Origin of the sequence: Rhodoplanes elegans, from assembly GCF_016653355.1 — a bacterium.
Classification (GTDB): Bacteria; Pseudomonadota; Alphaproteobacteria; order Rhizobiales; family Xanthobacteraceae; genus Rhodoplanes; species Rhodoplanes elegans.
In genome coordinates this window covers 44,170-63,402 of the sequence record NZ_NHSK01000067.1, presented here as the reverse complement: position 1 = coordinate 63,402, position 19,233 = coordinate 44,170, and the positions used below count along the sequence as shown (strand labels likewise).

General features: G+C 68.6%; 10 protein-coding genes. 6 read left to right on the top strand and 4 right to left on the bottom strand.

Annotation, left to right across the window (positions count from 1 at the left end; genetic code table 11):
* From CCR97_RS06920 to CCR97_RS06905, 4 genes are all read right to left on the bottom strand, one after another.
* The coding region (locus CCR97_RS06920; protein WP_201159403.1) for a tetratricopeptide repeat protein at window positions 1-1,402 on the bottom strand (1,402 nt) is incomplete at its 3' end.
* A 165-nt stretch (window positions 1,403-1,567) separates the two neighbouring features.
* Window positions 1,568-3,757, bottom strand: coding sequence for a tetratricopeptide repeat protein (locus CCR97_RS06915; protein WP_111358889.1), 2,190 nt, complete (start codon window positions 3,755-3,757; stop codon window positions 1,568-1,570).
* A gap of 130 nt (window positions 3,758-3,887) precedes the next feature.
* The gene (locus tag CCR97_RS06910) at window positions 3,888-4,784 is read right to left on the bottom strand and encodes a polyphosphate kinase 2 family protein (RefSeq protein WP_111358890.1); all 897 of its coding nucleotides are present in this window, start codon (window positions 4,782-4,784) and stop codon (window positions 3,888-3,890) included.
* A 112-nt stretch (window positions 4,785-4,896) separates the two neighbouring features.
* Complete coding sequence (locus CCR97_RS06905) at window positions 4,897-5,886, bottom strand: GDP-mannose 4,6-dehydratase (RefSeq protein WP_111358891.1); 990 nt, start codon at window positions 5,884-5,886, stop codon at window positions 4,897-4,899.
* Between the two features lie 449 nt (window positions 5,887-6,335).
* Here CCR97_RS06905 and CCR97_RS06900 point away from each other — a divergent pair, with 449 nt between their 5' ends.
* The 6 genes from CCR97_RS06900 to rpoC all read left to right on the top strand — a co-directional run bounded on the left by CCR97_RS06900 (window position 6,336) and on the right by rpoC (window position 19,111).
* A complete protein-coding gene (locus CCR97_RS06900) occupies window positions 6,336-7,058 on the top strand; it encodes a response regulator (RefSeq protein WP_111358892.1) in 723 nt (240 codons plus the stop codon).
* Complete coding sequence (locus tag CCR97_RS06895; protein WP_201159402.1) at window positions 7,055-8,509, top strand: ATP-binding protein; 1,455 nt, start codon at window positions 7,055-7,057, stop codon at window positions 8,507-8,509. Before CCR97_RS06900 ends, CCR97_RS06895 begins: the two co-directional genes overlap by 4 nt.
* Window positions 8,510-9,398: 889 nt before the next feature.
* Window positions 9,399-9,914 (top strand): 50S ribosomal protein L10, encoded by a 516-nt coding sequence (gene rplJ / locus CCR97_RS06890; protein WP_111357862.1) that lies wholly within the window; start codon window positions 9,399-9,401, stop codon window positions 9,912-9,914.
* Between the two features lie 45 nt (window positions 9,915-9,959).
* A complete protein-coding gene (gene rplL / locus CCR97_RS06885; RefSeq protein WP_111357860.1) occupies window positions 9,960-10,334 on the top strand; it encodes a 50S ribosomal protein L7/L12 in 375 nt (124 codons plus the stop codon).
* Between the two features lie 293 nt (window positions 10,335-10,627).
* On the top strand, window positions 10,628-14,749 hold the full coding sequence (gene rpoB / locus CCR97_RS06880; RefSeq protein WP_111357859.1) for a DNA-directed RNA polymerase subunit beta: 4,122 nt from the start codon (window positions 10,628-10,630) through the stop codon (window positions 14,747-14,749).
* Between the two features lie 168 nt (window positions 14,750-14,917).
* A complete protein-coding gene (gene rpoC / locus CCR97_RS06875; protein WP_201159401.1) occupies window positions 14,918-19,111 on the top strand; it encodes a DNA-directed RNA polymerase subunit beta' in 4,194 nt (1,397 codons plus the stop codon).
* Window positions 19,112-19,233: the final 122 nt, after the last annotated feature.

The following is a 19,233-nucleotide window of genomic DNA, read 5'->3' as shown; positions in this document are numbered from 1 at the left end:
GCGTACCGGCCGCCGGGGTGCCCGAGCCCAGCGCGGCCTCGATGGCGGCGAGGCGGGTGCGGGCCGTCTGCACGGCCCAGTCGCCGCTCAGATAGGTGCGCGGCGGCGCCGCCAGCACGGCCTTGTAGTCGTCGCGGGCGCGCGAAAGGTCGCCGCGCGCCTCCAGGGCGAGGCCGCGGCTCGCCAGCGCCGGCGTCAGCCCGGCGTCGAGCGTCAGCCCCTGGCCGAGATCGACCAGGGCGCGGTCGAGATCGCCCTTCAGGCGCCACGCCTCGCCGCGATTGGCGAACGAGACGGCGTCGCGGCCGTTGCGCTTGATCGCCTCGTCGAAGTCGGCGATGGCGCGGTCGAGATCGCCGCGCTGGCGCAGCGCGTAGCCGCGGATCGAGTAGAGGCCGGCGTCGTTCGGGCTGACCCGGATCGCCTCGTCGAAATCGGCGATGGCGCGGCTCCAGTCGCCCCGGCCGACAGAGGTGCGGCCGCGGGACTGGAGGGCGGCAGCGTGGCGCGGGTCGATCCGGATCGCCTCGTCGTAGTCGCGGATCGCGCGGTCGAAGTCCTTCATGTTGCGGTAGGCGTTACCGCGGAAATTGAAGTAGCTAGCGCTGCGCGGCTCGAGCCGGATCGCCTCGTCGTACTCGGCGACGGCGCGCGCCCAGTCGGACTTGTTGTACCAGGTGTGACCGCGATTGATGATCGCGGTGACGTAGTTCGGCTGCAGGCGCAGGGCCTCGTCGAAGTCGCGCAGCGCCCGGTCGTAGTCGTTCTTGTTGCGGTAGGCGTTGCCGCGATTGCTGCGGTAGACGGCGCTCTTCGGCGCCAGCCGGATCGCCTCGTCGTAGTCGGCGATCGCCTTGTCCCAGTCGCGACGGTCGAAATGGACGTTGCCGCGGGCGTTGAAGTAGTCGTCGGCGCTCGGCTTCAGGCGGATCGCCGCGTCGTAGTCGGCGATCGCCTTCTCGGATTCGCCCTTCTTGCGCCAGGCGACGGCGCGGTTGCCGAGCGCGACGACCTTCTTCGGATCGAGCCGCAGCGCCTCGTCGTAGTCGCGGATGGCGCGGTCGGGATTGCCGCTGGCGTTGAAGGCGTAGCCGCGGTTGTTGAAGGCGGTCGGGTTGGTCGGATCGGCGCGTAGGGCCTCGTCGAGATCCTTGATGGCCAACGTGTGCTGGCCCTTCTCGTTGTAGACATAAGCGCGGTTGGTGTAGACCTCGGACCGCTCGCGGGCGTTGAGCTTGCCGGCCTTCTCGATGATCTTGCTGCAGGCGACGACCCGCTTGTCGAGGTCGCCGGTGCGGCAGGCGGCCCAGTCCTTCTGGCTCTGCGCCCGCGCCGGCGACGGTGCGGCGAGCGCCACCGCGGTGGCGGCCAGAACGGCGAATGTCGCGAGACGCCGGCGCATCGGGCCCTCCCGGGAAAACGTGCTGTCACTGCGGGTCTCGAGGTCGACCACCGTCATAGATTCCGCGAGCCGCCCGCCGGATTCAAGCCCCGGCGGAGGTTTGTAGGGGGGGCGGGCCGATCGGTTCGATCGATCGCGCCGGCCCGGCTCTCATCGCGCCGAGACTCAGCGTGCCAGGACGACGTCGCCGATCAGCGAGGAGTGGTCCCACGGGAGCTGGCGCTGGCGGGTCGCCTCGTAGACGTCGGCCCGCACCCGCTTCATCACGGCGCCGATCTCCAGCCCCGGCGTCGGCAGATGCCTGAGCAGCGCCGTCGTGAACGGGCTGTTGCGGCCGTCGCCGTCGAGGGCGACGTTCTTGGGCTGGGTGGCGTAGACGATCATGGTGCCGACCGCGCTCTGGATCGGCGCGAGGCCGGAGCCGACCGAGGCGGACCGGGTGCCGAGCGAGCGGGCGAGCGTGCGGGCCAGCGGGTTGTCGCGGCAGGCGTCGAGGAAGACGAGGTTGACGCGGCGCTCGCTCTCCATCTGGGCCAGCACGTCGTCGACCGTGACGGTGTCGAGCGCGAGGTCGCCGGGTCGCTCCAGCCTGGCGTCGATCGGCACCAGATAGTTCTTGTCGGCGACCTGCAGGCCGTGTCCGGCGTAGAAGAACAGCGCGAGATCGGCGCGGTCGAGCTTCTGGCCGAACTCGCGGATCTTGCGCTCCATGCCGTGTTTCTCGAGGTCGATGCCTTCGACGACGTCGAAGCCGAGGCCGCGCAGCGAGCGGGCGACGTCGCGGGCGTCGTTGCCCGGATTGGGCAGGGCCGTGGCGTAGCGGTAGTCGCCGTTGCCGATCACCAGTGCGACCCGGTTTTCGCGCCCGACCGGGATGGTGGTCGACGGTGACGAAACAGGCGGGGACGGCACGGTCGGGGACGCCGCCGGCGGGCTCGGCGCGACCGCGGCCGTGGTCGTCGGCGGCGTGGCCGGTGTGCCACTGTCGATCGCAGCAAGGCGGGCGCGCGCCGTGTCGACGGCCCACTTGCCGCTGACATAGGTCCGGGCCGGAGCGGCGAGCGCGGCCCGGAAGCTATCCTTGGCGCGCGCGAGGTCGCCGCGCGCCTCGTAGGCGAGGCCGCGGCTGGTCAGCGCCGGCGTCATCTCCGGCGACAGCCGCAGCGCCTCGTCGAGATCGGCGAGTGCGCGGCCGAGGTCGCCCTTCAGCCGGTATGTCTCGCCGCGATTGCCGATCGCCACGGCGCTGCGTGGCTCGAGACGGATCGCCTCGTCGAGATCGCGCAGCGCCCGATCGAGGTCGCCGCGCTGCCGGTAGACGAAGCCGCGGAGATTGTAGGCGATCGCGTCCTTCGGGGTGATCTCGAGCTCCTTGTCGAGATCGAACAGCGCCCGGTCGAGATCGCCGCGCGTGATGTGTGTCTCGGCGCGGAAGTGCCAGGCGCCGTCGTCGCGCGGATTGAGGCGGATCGCCTCGTCGAGATCGCGCAGTGCCCGGTCGGTGTCGCCGGCGAGACGATAGGCCCGTCCGCGATAGGCCCAGTAGGGCCCCGACCGCGGCTCCAGTCGGATCGCCTCGTCGAAGTCGCGGATCGCGTCCGCGTATTCGCGCCGCGCATGGTGGCTGTGGCCGCGATTGACCCAGGCCGCCACGATGGTCGGCGACAGGCGGATCGCGGTGTCGAAGTCGACGATGGCGCGGTCGTGCTCGCCCTTGTGACGGTAGGCGTTGCCGCGATTGTGTACGATCACGGCGTCCTTGGGAGAGAGCCGCAGGCCCTCCTCGTAGTCGGCGATCGCGCGGTCGTACTCCTTCTTGTCGAACCAGACATTGCCGCGGGCGTTGCGCAGCGGTGCGGATTTGGGGTCGAGCCGGATCGCCTCGTCGTAGTCGCGCAGCGCCGAGTCGTGATTGCCGAGGTTGCGATGGATGGAGGCGCGGTTGCCCCAGACCGTGGCGCTCTTCGCCCCGAGCCGCAGGGCGTCGTCGAAGTCGCGCACGGCGCGCTGGTTGTCGCCCTTGCCCGAGAAGGCGACGCCGCGGTTGTTGAAGGCGGCGCCGTTGGTCGGGTCGAGCCGCAGCGACTCGTCCAGCTCGCGGATCGCCTGATCGTACTGCCCGCGCTCGTTATAGACCTGCCCGCGGTTGTTATGAGCTGCGGACCGGTTCTTGGTCGAGACCTTGCTGCCCTGGGCGATGATGCGACCGCAGGCGGCGAGGCGGGTGTCGAGATTGCTCGACTGGCATCCGGCGACGTCGCTCTTGCTCTGCGCTCGGGCAGGACCGGAGCCGGTCAGCACGGCGAGCAGGATGCCGGCGACGAGAACCGAAAGAGCAAACCGATGTCGATGCATGCGGGCCCCCCGAACGCATCTCGTGACGTGATCACGGGCGGCGGCTGCGCCGCCCGGAGTGTCGGCCTCTCGGTCGGATACTTCAAGTGCCGACAAGAATTAGTGCGCACCCTCCGTATCCGGGTTCGATTCAGCGGTCGTGGTTCTCGCGCATGAGGGCGGCGCGCGCCTTCAGGAGGCCGGCGCGCTCGGACTTCGACAAGGTCGGGAAGGCGAGATCGAGCGTCCCCATCGCCTCGACGATCGCGGCGACGATGACCAGCCGGGCGAACCACTTGTTGTCGGAGGGGACGACGAACCACGGGGCGTGCGGGGCGGCGGTCGCCCGGATCATGTCCTCGTAGGCCCGCATGTACGCTTTCCAGTGCTGGCGCTCGGCGATGTCGGCGCCGGAGAACTTCCAGTTCTTCTCGGCCTCGTCGAGCCGCTCGATGAAGCGCCGCTTCTGCTCCTTCTTGGAGACGTGCAGGAAGAACTTCAGGATCAGCGTGCCGTTGCGGGCGAGATAGCGCTCGAAATTCGCGATGTCCTCGTGGCGCTCCGCGAAGATGTGCTTGCCGACGAGCTGCGGGGGGAGCTTCTGGCGCGCCAGCACCGCCTCGTGCACGCGGGCGACCAGCACCTCCTCGTAATAGGAGCGGTTGAAGATGCCGATGCGGCCGCGCTCCGGCAGATGGGTCAGGCAGCGCCACATGTAGTCGTGGTCGAGCTCGAGCGCCGAGGGCTGCTTGAACGAGGTGACCTGGCAGCCCTGCGGATTGACGCCCGACATCACGTGCTTGATGGCGCCGTCCTTGCCGGCCGCGTCCATGGCCTGGAAGATGAGCAGCACCGACCAGCGGTCCTGGGCGTAGAGCTTCTCCTGCATCTCCGAGAGCTTCTCGACGCCGGCCGCGATGTGCAGCTTGGCCTCCTCCTTCTCGATGTCGAGGCCGAGCGTGTCGTCGGGCGCGATGTCGGACAGCGCGAACTTGCGGCCTTTGGTGATGCGGAAAGGGGCGATCAACTCGGCGGCCCTCATGGGCATGGCGGGACACTCCGGAGGCGGGACGGCGGCGGGCCGGAGCGGCCGGCGCCGGGACGCCATCGATACCGCGTCCAATGCGGCCGGGCAAAAAGGCCAGGCCGCCGCGGGCCGATCACCGGTCCGCGGGCCCGCGGCTGTCGACGGCCTCGGCGAGCCGCCCGACCAGCTCGGGCATGCGGGTCGTGGCGACCCAGCCGAGCTTGTCACGCACCCGTTCGGGCCGGCCCAGCGAGACGGCGATGTCGGAGGGCCGCTTGAGCTCGGCGACCGAGACGACGTGCGCTTCCCAGTCGAGCCCGAAGGCCGCGAAGGCGGCCGCCGCGAAGTCCCGCAGGGTCGCGGCGCGGCCGGTGGCGACGACGAGGTCCTCGGGCGCCGCGGCCCGCACCATCAGGCACATGGCATCGACGTACTCGGCGGCCCAGCCCCAGTCGCGGGTCACGTCGAGATTGCCGAGCGGCAGCGGCTCGGCGATATCGCCGGCGGCGAGGCGGGCCGCGATGCGGGCGGCCCCACGGACGATCTTCTGGGTGACGAAGCGCTCCGGCCGCAGCGGCGACTCGTGGTTGAACAGGATCGCCGTGACGGCGAACAGGCCGAAGTGCTCGCGATAGGTCGCGACCGCCTGCTGGGCCGCCGCCTTGGCCTCCGCATAGGGACTGCGCGGCTGGAACGGCGTCGTCTCGTCGGCCCCCTCCGGCCCGGTGTCGCCGAAGCACTCGCCCGAGCCGGGATTGCAGAAGCGGATCGGCGCCGCGACGTCGCGGATCGCGTCGAGGAGGCCGAGGGTGGCGCCGAGGATGCTGTCGGTGGTCTCGCGCGGCGCCGCGAAAGAGGCCCCGACCGAGCTCTGGGCCGAGAGATTGTAGATCTCGTCCGGCCGCACCGTCTCGATCAGGCGGCGGACCTCGGCCACCCGCTCGGGGGCGCAGCCGTGGACCGTGACACGATCCCGGATGCCGAGCCGGACCAGATTGGCGAATGGATTGGCGGCGGCGTCGCGCGACGTGCCGTGCACGACCGTGCCCTCGGCCAGCAGCCGCGCGGCGAGCAGGCTGCCGTCCTGGCCCGAGATGCCGACGATCAGGGCCGTCCGGCTCATGCCGCGCGCTCCGGTCCGGCGCGGCGCGTCGACGATGAACCGGCCGGTCGGGGCCGGGACGCGGGACGGGCCGTGACTGCGATCATGGTTCGACTCGGCGCGACGGACGGCGCCGGTTTAACAGACCGCCTCCGGCAGGAACAGCGCGCCGCGGCGCGTGATCGCCGCGATCGGCTCGCGACGTCGCGGATCAGGGGCGCGTCCGCGGAAGCGCGCCGCCAGACGGGCGCCGCGACGGGGGGCGCAAGGACGCACCGGTGGAAAACCCGGGCGTGCCGGTGTATCGGAACGCGCGGCGACGATGGTCCCGCATGTTCAATGGAATGTTGCCCCGGCCCGCGAAGTTGTTTCGAGGCGTTTCGGGAGACGTCACGGAAACAGACAGAAACAAAAATCGGCGCCTGGACCCGCCGAAACATGCGTATGCGAGACGACCAACGGGGGCCCGAATGACCGACTCTCCGCATATTCTGGTGGTCGAGGACGATCAGGAGATCAGCCGCCTCGTCGCCCGCTATCTGCGCGCCAACGAATGCCGCGTGTCGCTCGCCGGCGACGGCCGCGAGATGGACCGGGTGATGGGGACGAGCCGGATCGATCTCGTCGTGCTCGACTTGATGCTGCCCGGCGAGGACGGGCTGAGCCTGTGCCGCCGGCTGCGCAACGCCTCCAGCGTGCCGGTGATCATCCTGTCGGCCCGCGGCGAGGAGGTCGACCGCATCGTCGGGCTCGAGATGGGCGCCGACGACTACCTCGTCAAGCCGTTCAACCCGCGCGAGCTGCTCGCCCGGGTGCGCGCCGTTCTGCGGCGAAGCGACTCGCTGCTGCGCGGTCCCGCCGGCCGGCGCCCGCGCGTGCTGAGCTTCCTCGGCTGGCGGCTCGATTGCGGGCTCGCCAAGCTGACCAATCCGGAGGGCGGGGCGGTCGCGATCACGGGCGGCGAGTTCGACCTCCTGCAGGCGCTGTGCGAGCACCCGGGGCGGGTGCTGTCGCGCGACCAGCTCCTCGACCTGACGCAGGGGCGGGCGGCCGGCGCCTTCGAGCGCTCGATCGACGTGCTGATCAGCCGGCTGCGGCGCAAGATCGAGCCCGACCCGCACCACCCCGAGATCATCCGGACGGTGCGGTCCGGCGGCTACGTGTTCACGCCGGAGGTCGCCGTCGCGTCATGAGGCGCGCGCTCGCCCGGCTGTTCCCCCTCTCCATCGGCACCCAGATCGCCGGGCTGGTCCTGGTCTCGCTCGTCGGGATCCACGGGCTGCTGACGCTGCTGTTCTTTCTCGGCGACCGCGACGACGGGCGGGTCCGCGAAGACACGGCGGCGCAGTTCGTCGCGATCGTGCGGCTCGCCGACGCCGATCCGGCCGGCCGCGACGCCCTGATCGCGCGGGCCGCGACCGCGTTCCCGAAGTTCGACCTCGTGCGCACCGGGGCGCCGCCGCCGCCCGACCTCCCGCCGCCACCCGGTCCCGCGCAACGGCCCGGTGCCGCACCCCCAGCCGGCGGGCCGCCGCCCGAGGCGTCGCCCTGGGGGCTCGATCGCGAGCTGCGCGCCTTGCCGGCCGGCGTCACGGTCGTGGCCCTGGCGCCGGCGGAGCCCGGCGCGCCCCGGCGCGTCACGGTCCGGCTGCGGGACGGAACGGCCCTGTCGGCGACCGTGGCCCCGCGGCGGCGGCCGCCCTTCGGCCCCCTGCAGGTCTCGATCCTCATCCTGGCGAGCCTGGTCACCGTGCTGAGCGGCTGGGCGGCGCTCGCCCTCACGCGCCCGCTGCGCGCCTTCGCCACGGCGGCCGAGGCCTTCAGGCCCGACGGCGAGATCGTCCCGCTGCCCGAGCGGGGGCCGCAGGAGATTCGGATCGCGGCTCGTACGCTCAACGAGATGCGAGCGCGTGTTAAAGCGATGGTGGAGGAACGCTCCCGGATGCTGGCGGCGGTCGGGCACGACCTGCGCACCCCGATCACCCGGTTGCGGCTGCGCAGCGAGTTCATCGAGGACGACAGCCTGCGGACGCAGGCGCTGGCCGACCTCGACCAGATGCGGGGGATGGTCGAGTCGCTCCTCGTCTTCATGCGCAGCGGCCAGTCGGCGCGGGCCCCCGTCATGGTCGACCTGACCGCCAGCCTGACCACGGTGTGCGACCAGTTCGCCGATCTCGGCCACGCCGTCACCTATTCGGGGCCGGACCACGCCGCGATCATGGGACACCCCGACGACCTGCAGCGCGCGGTGACGAATCTCGTCGACAACGCAGTCCGTTACGCCGGACGGGCGACGGTGCGGTTGAACCTCGCGAGGGACCGGGTCGAGATCGACGTGGAGGACGACGGCCCCGGCATTCCGGCCGCCCAGAAGGCCGCGATGCTGCGTCCGTTCGCCCGCGGCGAGAGTGCCCGCAGCATGGACGGCACCACCGGGTTCGGGCTCGGCCTCTCGATCGCCCAGGTGGTGGCGGTGGCGCATGGCGGCACGCTCGCGCTCCTTGATGCGTGCCCGCACGGGCTCGTCGCTCGGATCACCCTGCCGGGCGAGACCATCGGTCCACCCCGGCCGGCCGCCCCGAGAGCCGGACACCCGGAGCTGCGGGACACGATCGCGACGTCGAAGGCCGCATTTCCGGATTAGCGCGGTGCGGGCATTCCTCCGGATGCGCAACTGAAACAATTCGACGGACTTCGGAAAGACCGGGACAAGGGGTGGCGTGCTAGACCGTACTCATACGCCTCCGGCGTTCCCGTGGCCACGCGCGGGTCGAGAGACTGGCCCCCGCCGCCTGCTCCGGCGGGGGCCGGTCCTTTTCGTGAGGTCGCGACACGCCCCTGCGCCATGCGCCGCTCATGCGCCCCTGCGCTCCCGGGCGAAAATCCCGCTCACACTCTATACATAATGGGCGCGTAGAAGGGGCCGGACGGGTGCAAGGCGCACGGCACGCGACACGCGCGGTCCGACGTGCTCGTCTCGATAGACCCCCGCCGGCTCGTCTGGTTGCCGTCCGGGTTCGATGTTTTGCGCCTCCGTCCGGTTCTCTCGGGAACCGGGGAGGAGGGGCTTGGCAAACCGCTTTCGACTCGTTAAATAGCCCCCACGGGCGTGCCGGCCCTTTGTCGGCGCGCCCTTGCGTGTTCTCGGAAAATCTGGCGGTACAGGACTCTGTTCCTTTTGGGCATCCGACGGGATCGATCTGAAGGGACCAGGGGACGGATCTGCCAACTCTCCGCGGCACGCGGCCGTTCCGTTCGAACGGTTGGTCCTGTCCGAGACTGCAGGTGCTTCCGCCCGCGCCCCACGGCAACGGCAGACGCTTAATTCCGCTCTGTAAGGGCCTGCACAGACGGGGAAGATCGGTTTCGGGGGAGACCCCGTACGGTTCCGACTCGGGTTGACCCGACGGCGCGCTCGCGCCCGAGGGGGACAGGGCAAGAAGCGCCGTCCCGGTGCCGCTTCGCGAGAGGCGGGGCAGGGGCGGTCGATGCAACCGGTGGCCCTCGCGGCCATCAACCAGAGAGAGCAAGACGTGGATCGAGCGGCAAAGAAAGAGCTCGTCACGACGCTGAACGAGGTCTTCAAGGCCTCCAACGTCGTGGTCGTGGCTCACTATGCCGGCCTGACCGTCGCCCAGATGCAGACCCTGCGCAAGCAGGCCAAGCAGGCTGGCGCGTCCGTGAAGGTCGCCAAGAACCGTCTCGCCAAGATCGCTCTTGATGGCACCGACGCGGCGATCGTCGCGCCCCTTCTGAAGGGGCCGACCGTGCTCACCTACTCGGGTGATCCGATCGCAGCGCCGAAGGTCGTCTCCGACTTCGCCAAGGCGAACGACAAGTTCGTCATCCTCGGCGGAGCGATGGGGAAGACCGCCCTGAACCCCGACGGCGTCAAGGCTCTCGCCACGCTGCCGTCCCTCGACGAACTCCGCGCGAAGATCGTCGGCCTCGTGCAGGCCCCGGCGACCAAGGTGGCCCAGCTCGTCAACGCGCCGGCCGGCAAGCTCGCGCGGGTGGTTCAGGCTTATGCCAGCAAGGGCGAGGCGTGACGCTCGCCAACCCGAACTAGTCGAAACCAACAAGGACTGACTGCAATGGCTGATCTGCAGAAGATCGTTGACGACCTGTCGAGCCTCACCGTGCTCGAGGCGGCCGAGCTGGCCAAGCTGCTCGAGGAGAAGTGGGGCGTGTCGGCGGCTGCCGCCGTCGCCGTCGCGGCCGGCCCGGCTGCCGCTGCCGCCGCTCCGGTCGAGGAGAAGACCGAGTTCAACGTCATCCTGGCCGCCGCCGGTGACAAGAAGATCGAGGTCATCAAGGAGGTGCGCGCGCTCACCGGTCTCGGCCTGAAGGAGGCCAAGGACCTGGTCGAGGGCGCCCCGAAGGCGGTCAAGGAAGGCGTCAACAAGGACGAGGCCGAGAAGATCAAGGCGACCCTCGAGAAGGTGGGCGCCAAGGTCGAACTCAAGTAATCGTGAGCTTTGTCAATCGATTCCGTTCCTATATTGCGGAGTCGACGCCGTCCGCACGGGTGGCACGAGGTTTGCGTGATCCGGGTCGCGCCGCGCTCCAGGGCGCTCCCGGGTCGACATGACGATCGAGCGGTCCGGGCAAGCCCGGGCCGCCCCACCTGAACGGCGGGCGCGCGGACGAGTCGCGGGAGACGTCGCGAAGAGCCCCCCGGCATGCCGCTTCCGGCAGCGCTCGCATGCGCCCGGAAGCCCCCCGCGGCCATTTCGGCCGGCGGAGGAAGCGAGAGGCCACGATGGCAGAGACGTTCACCGGTCGTAAGCGGGTTCGCAAGTTCTTCGGCAAGATTCAGGAAGTGGCGGAGATGCCGAACCTCATCGAGGTTCAGAAGGCGTCGTACGACCAGTTTCTGCTGATCCAGGAACCGAAAGGCGGGCGGCCGGACGAAGGGCTGCAGGCCGTCTTCAAGTCGGTTTTCCCGATCTCCGATTTCTCGAACACGGCGCAGCTCGAGTTCGTGCGCTACGAGTTCGAGCCGCCCAAGTACGACGTGGACGAGTGCCGCCAGCGCGGCATGACCTACGCGGCGCCCCTCAAGGTGACGCTGCGGCTGATCGTGTTCGACGTGGACGAGGAGACGGGCGCCAAGTCGGTCAAGGACATCAAGGAGCAGGATGTCTACATGGGCGACATCCCGCTCATGACCAACAACGGCACCTTCATCGTCAACGGCACCGAGCGCGTCATCGTCTCCCAGATGCACCGTTCGCCGGGCGTGTTCTTCGACCACGACAAGGGCAAGACCCACTCGTCGGGCAAGCTCCTGTTCGCCGCCCGCATCATCCCGTATCGCGGCTCCTGGCTCGACATCGAGTTCGACGCCAAGGACATCGTCTATGCGCGCATCGACCGGCGCCGGAAGATCCCGGTGACGTCGCTCATGTACGCGCTCGGCATGGACGGCGAGGAGATCCTCAACACCTTCTACAATCAGATCGTCTACAAGAAGACCAAGGACGGCTGGCGCGTGCCCTTCGACGCCAACCGGCTCAAGGGCTACAAGGCGATCAACGACCTCGTCGATGCCGACACCGGCAAGGTGGTGGTCGAGGCCGGCAAGAAGATCACGGTCCGCCAGGCGCGCCTGCTCCAGGAGAAGGGGCTGAAGGCGCTGCGGATGACCGACGAGGAGCTGATCGGCTCGTACATCGCCGAGGATCTCGTCAACGCCAACACGGGCGAGATCTACGTCGAGGCCGGCGAGGAGATCACCGAGAAGACCCTGAAGCTGCTCTCCGAGGTCGGCTACAAGGACGTCCCGGTCCTCGACATCGACCACGTCAACATCGGCGCCTACATCCGCAACACGCTCGCAGTCGACAAGAACATGCGGCGCGAGGACGCCCTGTTCGACATCTACCGGGTGATGCGGCCGGGCGAGCCGCCGACGATCGACACCGCGAGCGCCATGTTCCAGTCGCTGTTCTTCGACAGCGAGCGCTACGACCTCTCGGCGGTCGGCCGCGTGAAGATGAACATGCGCCTCGATCTCCAGTGCCCGGACACCATCCGGGTGCTGCGCAAGGACGACATCCTCGGCGTGATCAGGACGCTGGTGGATCTGCGCGACGGCAAGGGCCAGATCGACGACATCGACCATCTCGGCAACCGGCGCGTCCGCTCGGTCGGCGAGCTGATGGAGAACCAGTACCGCATCGGCCTCCTGCGCATGGAGCGCGCCATCAAGGAGCGGATGAGCTCGGTCGACATCGGCACCGTGATGCCGCAGGACCTGATCAACGCCAAGCCGGCGGCGGCGGCGGTGCGCGAGTTCTTCGGCTCGTCGCAGCTCTCGCAGTTCATGGACCAGACCAACCCGCTGTCGGAGATCACCCACAAGCGGCGCCTCTCGGCGCTCGGCCCGGGCGGTCTGACGCGCGAGCGCGCCGGCTTCGAGGTGCGCGACGTGCACCCGACCCACTACGGCCGCATCTGCCCGATCGAGACGCCGGAAGGCCCGAACATCGGCCTGATCAACTCGCTCGCCACCTATGCGCGGGTGAACAAGTACGGCTTCATCGAGGCCCCGTACCGGCGCGTCAAGGACGGGCGGGTCAGCGACGAGGTGATCTACCTGTCGGCCATGGAGGAGGGGCGCTACTACGTCGCCCAGGCCAACCAGCCGGTCGACGCCGAGGGCAAGTTCACCGAGGATCTGATCGTCTGCCGTCACGCCGGCGACGTGCTGATGATGCCGCCGGACCGCGTCGACTACATGGACGTGTCGCCCAAGCAGCTCGTCTCGGTCGCCGCGGCGCTCATCCCGTTCCTCGAGAACGACGACGCCAACCGCGCCCTCATGGGCTCGAACATGCAGCGTCAGGCCGTGCCGCTGGTGCGCGCCGAGGCGCCGTTCGTCGGCACCGGCATGGAGGGCGTGGTCGCGCGTGACTCGGGCGCCGCCATCGCGGCGCGCCGCACCGGCGTGATCGACCAGGTGGACGCCACCCGTATCGTGGTGCGCGCCACGGAAGATCTCGATCCGACCAAGTCGGGCGTCGACATCTACCGGCTGCAGAAGTTCCAGCGCTCGAACCAGAACACCTGCATCAACCAGCGTCCGCTGGTGAAGGTGGGCGACTCGGTGGCCAAGGGCGACATCATCGCCGACGGTCCGTCGACCGAGCTCGGCGAGCTCGCGCTCGGTCGCAACGTGCTCGTCGCGTTCATGCCGTGGAACGGCTACAACTTCGAGGACTCGATCCTGCTCTCCGAGCGGATCGTGAAGGACGACGTGTTCACGTCGATCCACATCGAAGAGTTCGAGGTGATGGCCCGCGACACCAAGCTCGGGCCGGAAGAGATCACGCGCGACATCCCGAACGTCTCGGAAGAGGCGCTGAAGAATCTCGACGAGGCCGGCATCGTCTACATCGGTGCCGAGGTCCATGCCGGCGACATCCTGGTCGGCAAGATCACGCCGAAGGGCGAGAGCCCGATGACGCCGGAGGAGAAGCTCCTGCGCGCCATCTTCGGCGAGAAGGCCTCCGACGTGCGCGACACCTCGCTGCGAGTGCCGCCGGGCGTCCAGGGCACGGTCGTCGAGGTGCGGGTGTTCAACCGCCACGGCGTCGAGAAGGACGAGCGCGCGCTCGCCATCGAGCGCGAGGAGATCGAGCGTCTCGCCAAGGACCGCGACGACGAGCAGGCGATCCTCGACCGCAACGTCTACGGCCGCCTCGCCGAGCTGCTCGACGGCAAGACCGCGATCGCCGGCCCGAAGGGCTTCAAGAAGGACTCCAAGATCGTCCGCGCCTCGCTCGACGAGTATCCGCGCTCGCAGTGGTGGCTGTTCGCCACCGCCGACGACCGGCTGATGAGCGAGATCGAGGCGATCCGGAAGTCCTACGAGGAGAGCAAGAAGGGCCTGGAGCAGCGCTTCCTCGACAAGGTCGAGAAGCTGCAGCGCGGCGACGAGCTGCCGCCCGGCGTGATGAAGATGGTCAAGGTCTTCGTCGCGGTGAAGCGCAAGATCCAGCCCGGCGACAAGATGGCCGGTCGTCACGGCAACAAGGGCGTGGTGTCGAAGATCGTGCCGGCCGAGGACATGCCCTTCCTGGGCGACGGCCAGCCGGTCGACATCGTGCTCAACCCGCTCGGCGTGCCGAGCCGCATGAATGTCGGGCAGATCCTCGAGACGCATCTGGGCTGGGCCTGCGCCGGCCTCGGCAAGCGCATCGGCGAGGCGATCGACGCGTATTACGGGCGCGCCGACCTGAAGCCGCTCAAGGAGACGCTCGACAAGGTCTACGGCGACGACAAGACCATCCAGTCGCTGGGCGAGGGCGAGCTCGTCGAGCTCGGCTCCAACCTGCGCAAGGGCGTGCCGATCGCCACCCCGGTGTTCGACGGTGCCAAGGAGCACGACATCGAGACCATGCTGAAACTTGCCGGGCTCGACAGCTCCGGGCAGGTGACGCTGTTCGACGGCCGTACCGGCGACCAGTTCGATCGCAAGGTGACGGTGGGCTACATCTACATGCTGAAGCTCCACCACCTGGTCGACGACAAGATCCACGCCCGCTCGATCGGCCCGTACTCGCTCGTCACCCAGCAGCCGCTGGGCGGCAAGGCGCAGTTCGGCGGACAGCGCTTCGGCGAAATGGAGGTCTGGGCGCTGGAGGCTTACGGGGCCGCCTACACGCTGCAGGAGATGCTCACCGTGAAGTCGGACGACGTCGCCGGCCGCACCAAGGCCTACGAGTCGATCGTGCGCGGCGACGACACCTTCGAGGCGGGCATCCCCGAGTCGTTCAACGTGCTCGTCAAGGAGATGCGCTCGCTCGGCCTCAACGTCGACCTGCACAACTCCAAGAACCAGCGCGGCCCGAACGACACCGCGGAGGCGGCCGAGTGACGGTTCAGCGGGCCGGGTGACACCCGGCCCTCCCGCCGCCGCGGCCCCCGCCGCGGCGCGGTGCCCGCGTGCGTTCGTCACGGGCGGTTTTCAAAGGAACGACTCGGCGGCGGCGGAACGATCTGCGGATCGGTTGTCGGTCGAACCCCACCAAGTGTGGAGACAGCTATGAATCAAGAGGTCATGAATCTTTTCGGGCCGCAGGTGCCGGCCCAGGTGTTCGACCAGATCCGTATCTCGATCGCGAGCCCGGAAAAGATTCTGTCGTGGTCCTACGGCGAGATCAAGAAGCCGGAGACCATCAACTACCGGACCTTCAAGCCGGAGCGCGACGGCCTGTTCTGCGCCCGCATCTTCGGTCCGATCAAGGACTACGAGTGCTTGTGCGGCAAGTACAAGCGCATGAAGTACAAGGGCATCATCTGCGAGAAGTGCGGCGTCGAGGTGACGCTGTCGCGGGTGCGGCGCGAGCGGATGGGCCACATCGAGCTCGCCGCTCCGGTGGCGCACATCTGGTTCCTGAAGTCGCTGCCGAGCCGCATCGGCCTGCTGCTCGACATGACGCTGAAGGATCTCGAGCGGATCCTGTATTTCGAGTACTACGTGGTGCTCGAGCCCGGCCTCACGCCGCTGCAGAATCGCCAGCTGCTCTCCGAGGAGGAGTATCTGCGGGCGCAGGACGAGTACGGGGCGGACAGCTTCACGGCGATGATCGGCGCCGAGGCGATCCGCGAGCTGCTCAAGGGCATGGACCTCGACAAGCTCGCGACGGATCTGCGCAAGGAGATCGCCGAGTCGACCTCCGACCTGAAGCCGAAGAAGCTCGCCAAGCGGCTCAAGCTGATCGAGGCCTTCACCCAGTCCGGCAACAAGCCGGAGTGGATGATCCTGACCGTCGTGCCGGTGATCCCGCCGGATCTGCGCCCGCTCGTCCCGCTCGACGGCGGCCGCTTCGCGACCTCGGACCTGAACGACCTCTATCGCCGCGTCATCAACCGCAACAACCGCCTCAAGCGGCTGATCGAGCTGCGCGCGCCGGACATCATCATCCGCAACGAGAAGCGGATGCTGCAGGAGGCCGTCGACGCGCTGTTCGACAACGGCCGCCGCGGCCGCGTCATCACGGGCGCCAACAAGCGCCCGCTGAAGTCGCTCGCCGACATGCTGAAGGGCAAGCAGGGCCGGTTCCGTCAGAACCTGCTCGGCAAGCGCGTCGACTATTCGGGCCGCTCGGTGATCGTCGTCGGTCCCGAGCTCAAGCTGCACCAGTGCGGCCTGCCCAAGAAGATGGCGCTCGAGCTGTTCAAGCCGTTCATCTACTCGCGGCTCGACGCCAAGGGCCTGTCGACCACGGTGAAGCAGGCCAAGAAACTCGTCGAGAAGGAGAAGCCGGAGGTCTGGGACATCCTGGACGAGGTCATCCGCGAGCATCCGGTGCTGCTGAACCGCGCCCCGACCCTGCACCGCCTCGGGATCCAGGCGTTCGAGCCGGTGCTGATCGAGGGCAAGGCGATCCAGCTGCATCCGCTGGTCTGCGCGGCCTTCAACGCCGACTTCGACGGCGACCAGATGGCCGTGCACGTCCCGCTGTCGCTCGAGTCGCAGCTCGAGGCGCGCGTGCTGATGATGTCGACCAACAACATCCTGCACCCCGCCAACGGCTCGCCCATCATCGTGCCGTCGCAGGACATCGTTCTCGGCCTCTACTACCTGTCTCTCGTTCGCGACAACGAGCCGGGGCAGGGCAAGGCCTTCTCCAACATGGCCGAGATCGAGCACGCGCTCGGCGAGCGCGCCGTCACGCTGCACACCAAGATCAAGTACCGCTGGATCGGCCTCGACGAGAACGGTGACGAGGTCGTGCGCATGTACGACACCTCGCCGGGTCGCGTGATCCTCGGCCAGGTGCTGCCGCGCCACCGCAAGGTTCCCTTCGACGTCGTCAACAAGCTGATGACGAAGAAGGAGATCTCCAACATGATCGACACGGTCTACCGCCACTGCGGCCAGAAGGAGACCGTGATCTTCTGCGATCGCATCATGGCGCTCGGCTTCCACCACGCGTTCAAGGCCGGCATCTCGTTCGGCAAGGACGACATGGTGGTGCCGCGCAAGAAGTGGGAGATCGTCGACAAGACCCGCACCGAGGCGAAGGACTTCGAGCAGCAGTTCCTCGAGGGCCTGATCACCCAGGGCGAGAAGTACAACAAGGTCGTCGACGCCTGGTCGAAGTGCACCGAGCAGATCGCCGACGAGATGATGCGCGAGATCTCGGCGGTCCGGAAGGACGAGACGACGGGCCGCGAGGTGCCGATCAACTCGATCTACATGATGGCCCACTCCGGAGCGCGCGGTTCGCCCGCCCAGATGCGCCAGCTCGCCGGCATGCGCGGCCTGATGGCCAAGCCGTCGGGCGAGATCATCGAGAGCCCGATCATCTCGAACTTCAAGGAAGGCCTGTCGGTTCTCGAGTACTTCAACTCGACCCACGGCGCCCGCAAGGGCCTCGCCGACACGGCGCTCAAGACCGCCAACTCGGGCTACCTGACCCGGCGTCTCGTCGACGTCGCGCAGGACTGCATCATCACGACCGACGACTGCGGCACGACGGGCGGCATCAAGGTGCGAGCGATCATCGACGCCGGCACCGTGGTGGCGTCGCTCGGCAGCCGCATCCTCGGCCGCACCGTGGCCGAGGACGTCCGCGACCCGGCCTCGGGCGACCTGATCGTGCCGCGCAACACGCTCCTCGACGAGCGTGACGTCGAGAAGATCGTGACGGCGGGCGTGCAGGAGCTGAAGATCCGCTCCGTGCTCACCTGCGAGACCACCTCGGGCGTGTGCGGCGCCTGCTACGGGCGCGATCTCGCCCGCGGCACGCCGGTCAACATGGGCGAGGCGGTCGGCGTCATCGCGGCGCAGTCGATCGGCGAGCCGGGCACCCAGCTCACCATGCGCACGTTCCACATCGGCGGCGCGGCGCAGATCTCGGAGCAGTCCTTCATCGAGTCGAACTTCGAAGGCACGATCCGGATCAAGAACCGCAGCATGGCGCGGAACTCCGACGGCGAGCTGATCGCCATGGCCCGCAACATGGCCGTGGTGGTGGTGGATCAGGACGGCACCGAGCGCGCCGTCCACCGCATCCAGTACGGCTCGCGCGTCAAGGTCGACGAGGGCGACAAGATCAAGCGCGGTCAGCGCATCGCCGAGTGGGATCCCTACACCCGGCCGATCCTGACCGAGGCGGAGGGCACCATCGGCTTCGAGGATCTGGTCGAAGGCCAGTCGATGTCCGAGACGCTCGACGAGTCGACCGGCATCGCCAAGCGCGTCGTCATCGACTGGCGGGCTTCCGGCCGCGGCCAGGATCTGCGTCCCTCGATCGTCATCAAGGACGACGAGGGCAAGGTGATGAAGCTGGCCCGCGGCGGCGACGCCCGCTACCAGCTCGCCGTCGATTGCATCCTCTCGGTCGATCCGGGCACCAAGGTGAAGGCCGGCGACGCCATCGCGCGCATGCCGACCGAGAGCGCCAAGACCCGCGACATCACCGGCGGTCTGCCGCGGGTGGCGGAGCTGTTCGAGGCGCGGCGTCCGAAGGAGGCCGCGGTCATCGCCGAGATCTCCGGCACGGTGCGGTTCGGGCGCGACTACAAGAACAAGCGCCGGCTCACCATCGAGCCGAACGAGAAGGACGTCGAGCCGCGCGAGTACCTGATCCCGAAGGGCAAGCACGTCCATCTGCAGGACGGCGACCTCATCGAGAAGGGCGACTACATCGTCGAGGGCAATCCCGCCCCGCACGACATCCTCGCCGTCAAGGGCGTCGAGGAGCTGGCGGCCTATCTGGTCAACGAGATCCAGGAGGTCTACCGGCTGCAGGGCGTGCAGATCAACGACAAGCACATCGAGGTGATCGTTCGCCAGATGCTGCAGAAGGTCGAGGTCGACGATTCGGGCGAGACCGACCTGATCCAGGGCGAGCAGATCGACTGGGTCGAGTTCGACGAGGTCAACGCCCGTGCCCACGAGGAGGGCAAGAAGGAGGCGAAGGCGCATCCGGTCCTGCTCGGCATCACCAAGGCCTCGCTGCAGACGCGGTCGTTCATCTCGGCGGCGTCGTTCCAGGAGACCACCCGCGTGCTCACCGAGGCGGCGGTCGCCGGCAAGGCGGACACGCTGGACGGGCTCAAGGAGAACGTCATCGTCGGCCGCCTGATCCCGGCCGGCACCGGCGCCCAGATGAATGTGCTCCGCGAGATCGCCAGCAAGCGCGACTCGCTGATCCTCGAGGAGCGCGAGAAGGTGTCGTCGGACAAGCCGCCGGAGCAGCCGGCGGCACTGCCCGCCGCCGAGTAAGCTACGCCGAGAAAGAGCCGCCCCTCGGGGCGGCTCTTTTGCTTCGGGGGTGGGCAAAGGCGCGGAACGCGCCGTGCCCACGCGGTCTCATATTGGCGCTGGAGTTTCGGTGGAGTCGACAG

Excerpts from the sequence above, each read along its gene's own strand:
- CCR97_RS06910 (WP_111358890.1), bottom strand. The coding sequence starts at position 4,784 with ATGCCCATGAGGGCCGCCGAGTTGATCGCCCCTTTCCGCATCACCAAA.
- CCR97_RS06905 (WP_111358891.1), bottom strand. The coding sequence starts at position 5,886 with ATGAGCCGGACGGCCCTGATCGTCGGCATCTCGGGCCAGGACGGCAGC.
- rpoC (WP_201159401.1), top strand. The coding sequence starts at position 14,918 with ATGAATCAAGAGGTCATGAATCTTTTCGGGCCGCAGGTGCCGGCCCAG.
- rplL (WP_111357860.1), top strand. The coding sequence starts at position 9,960 with ATGGCTGATCTGCAGAAGATCGTTGACGACCTGTCGAGCCTCACCGTG.
- CCR97_RS06915 (WP_111358889.1), bottom strand. The coding sequence starts at position 3,757 with ATGCATCGACATCGGTTTGCTCTTTCGGTTCTCGTCGCCGGCATCCTG.
- rpoB (WP_111357859.1), top strand. The coding sequence starts at position 10,628 with ATGGCAGAGACGTTCACCGGTCGTAAGCGGGTTCGCAAGTTCTTCGGC.
- CCR97_RS06895 (WP_201159402.1), top strand. The coding sequence starts at position 7,055 with ATGAGGCGCGCGCTCGCCCGGCTGTTCCCCCTCTCCATCGGCACCCAG.
- CCR97_RS06900 (WP_111358892.1), top strand. The coding sequence starts at position 6,336 with ATGACCGACTCTCCGCATATTCTGGTGGTCGAGGACGATCAGGAGATC.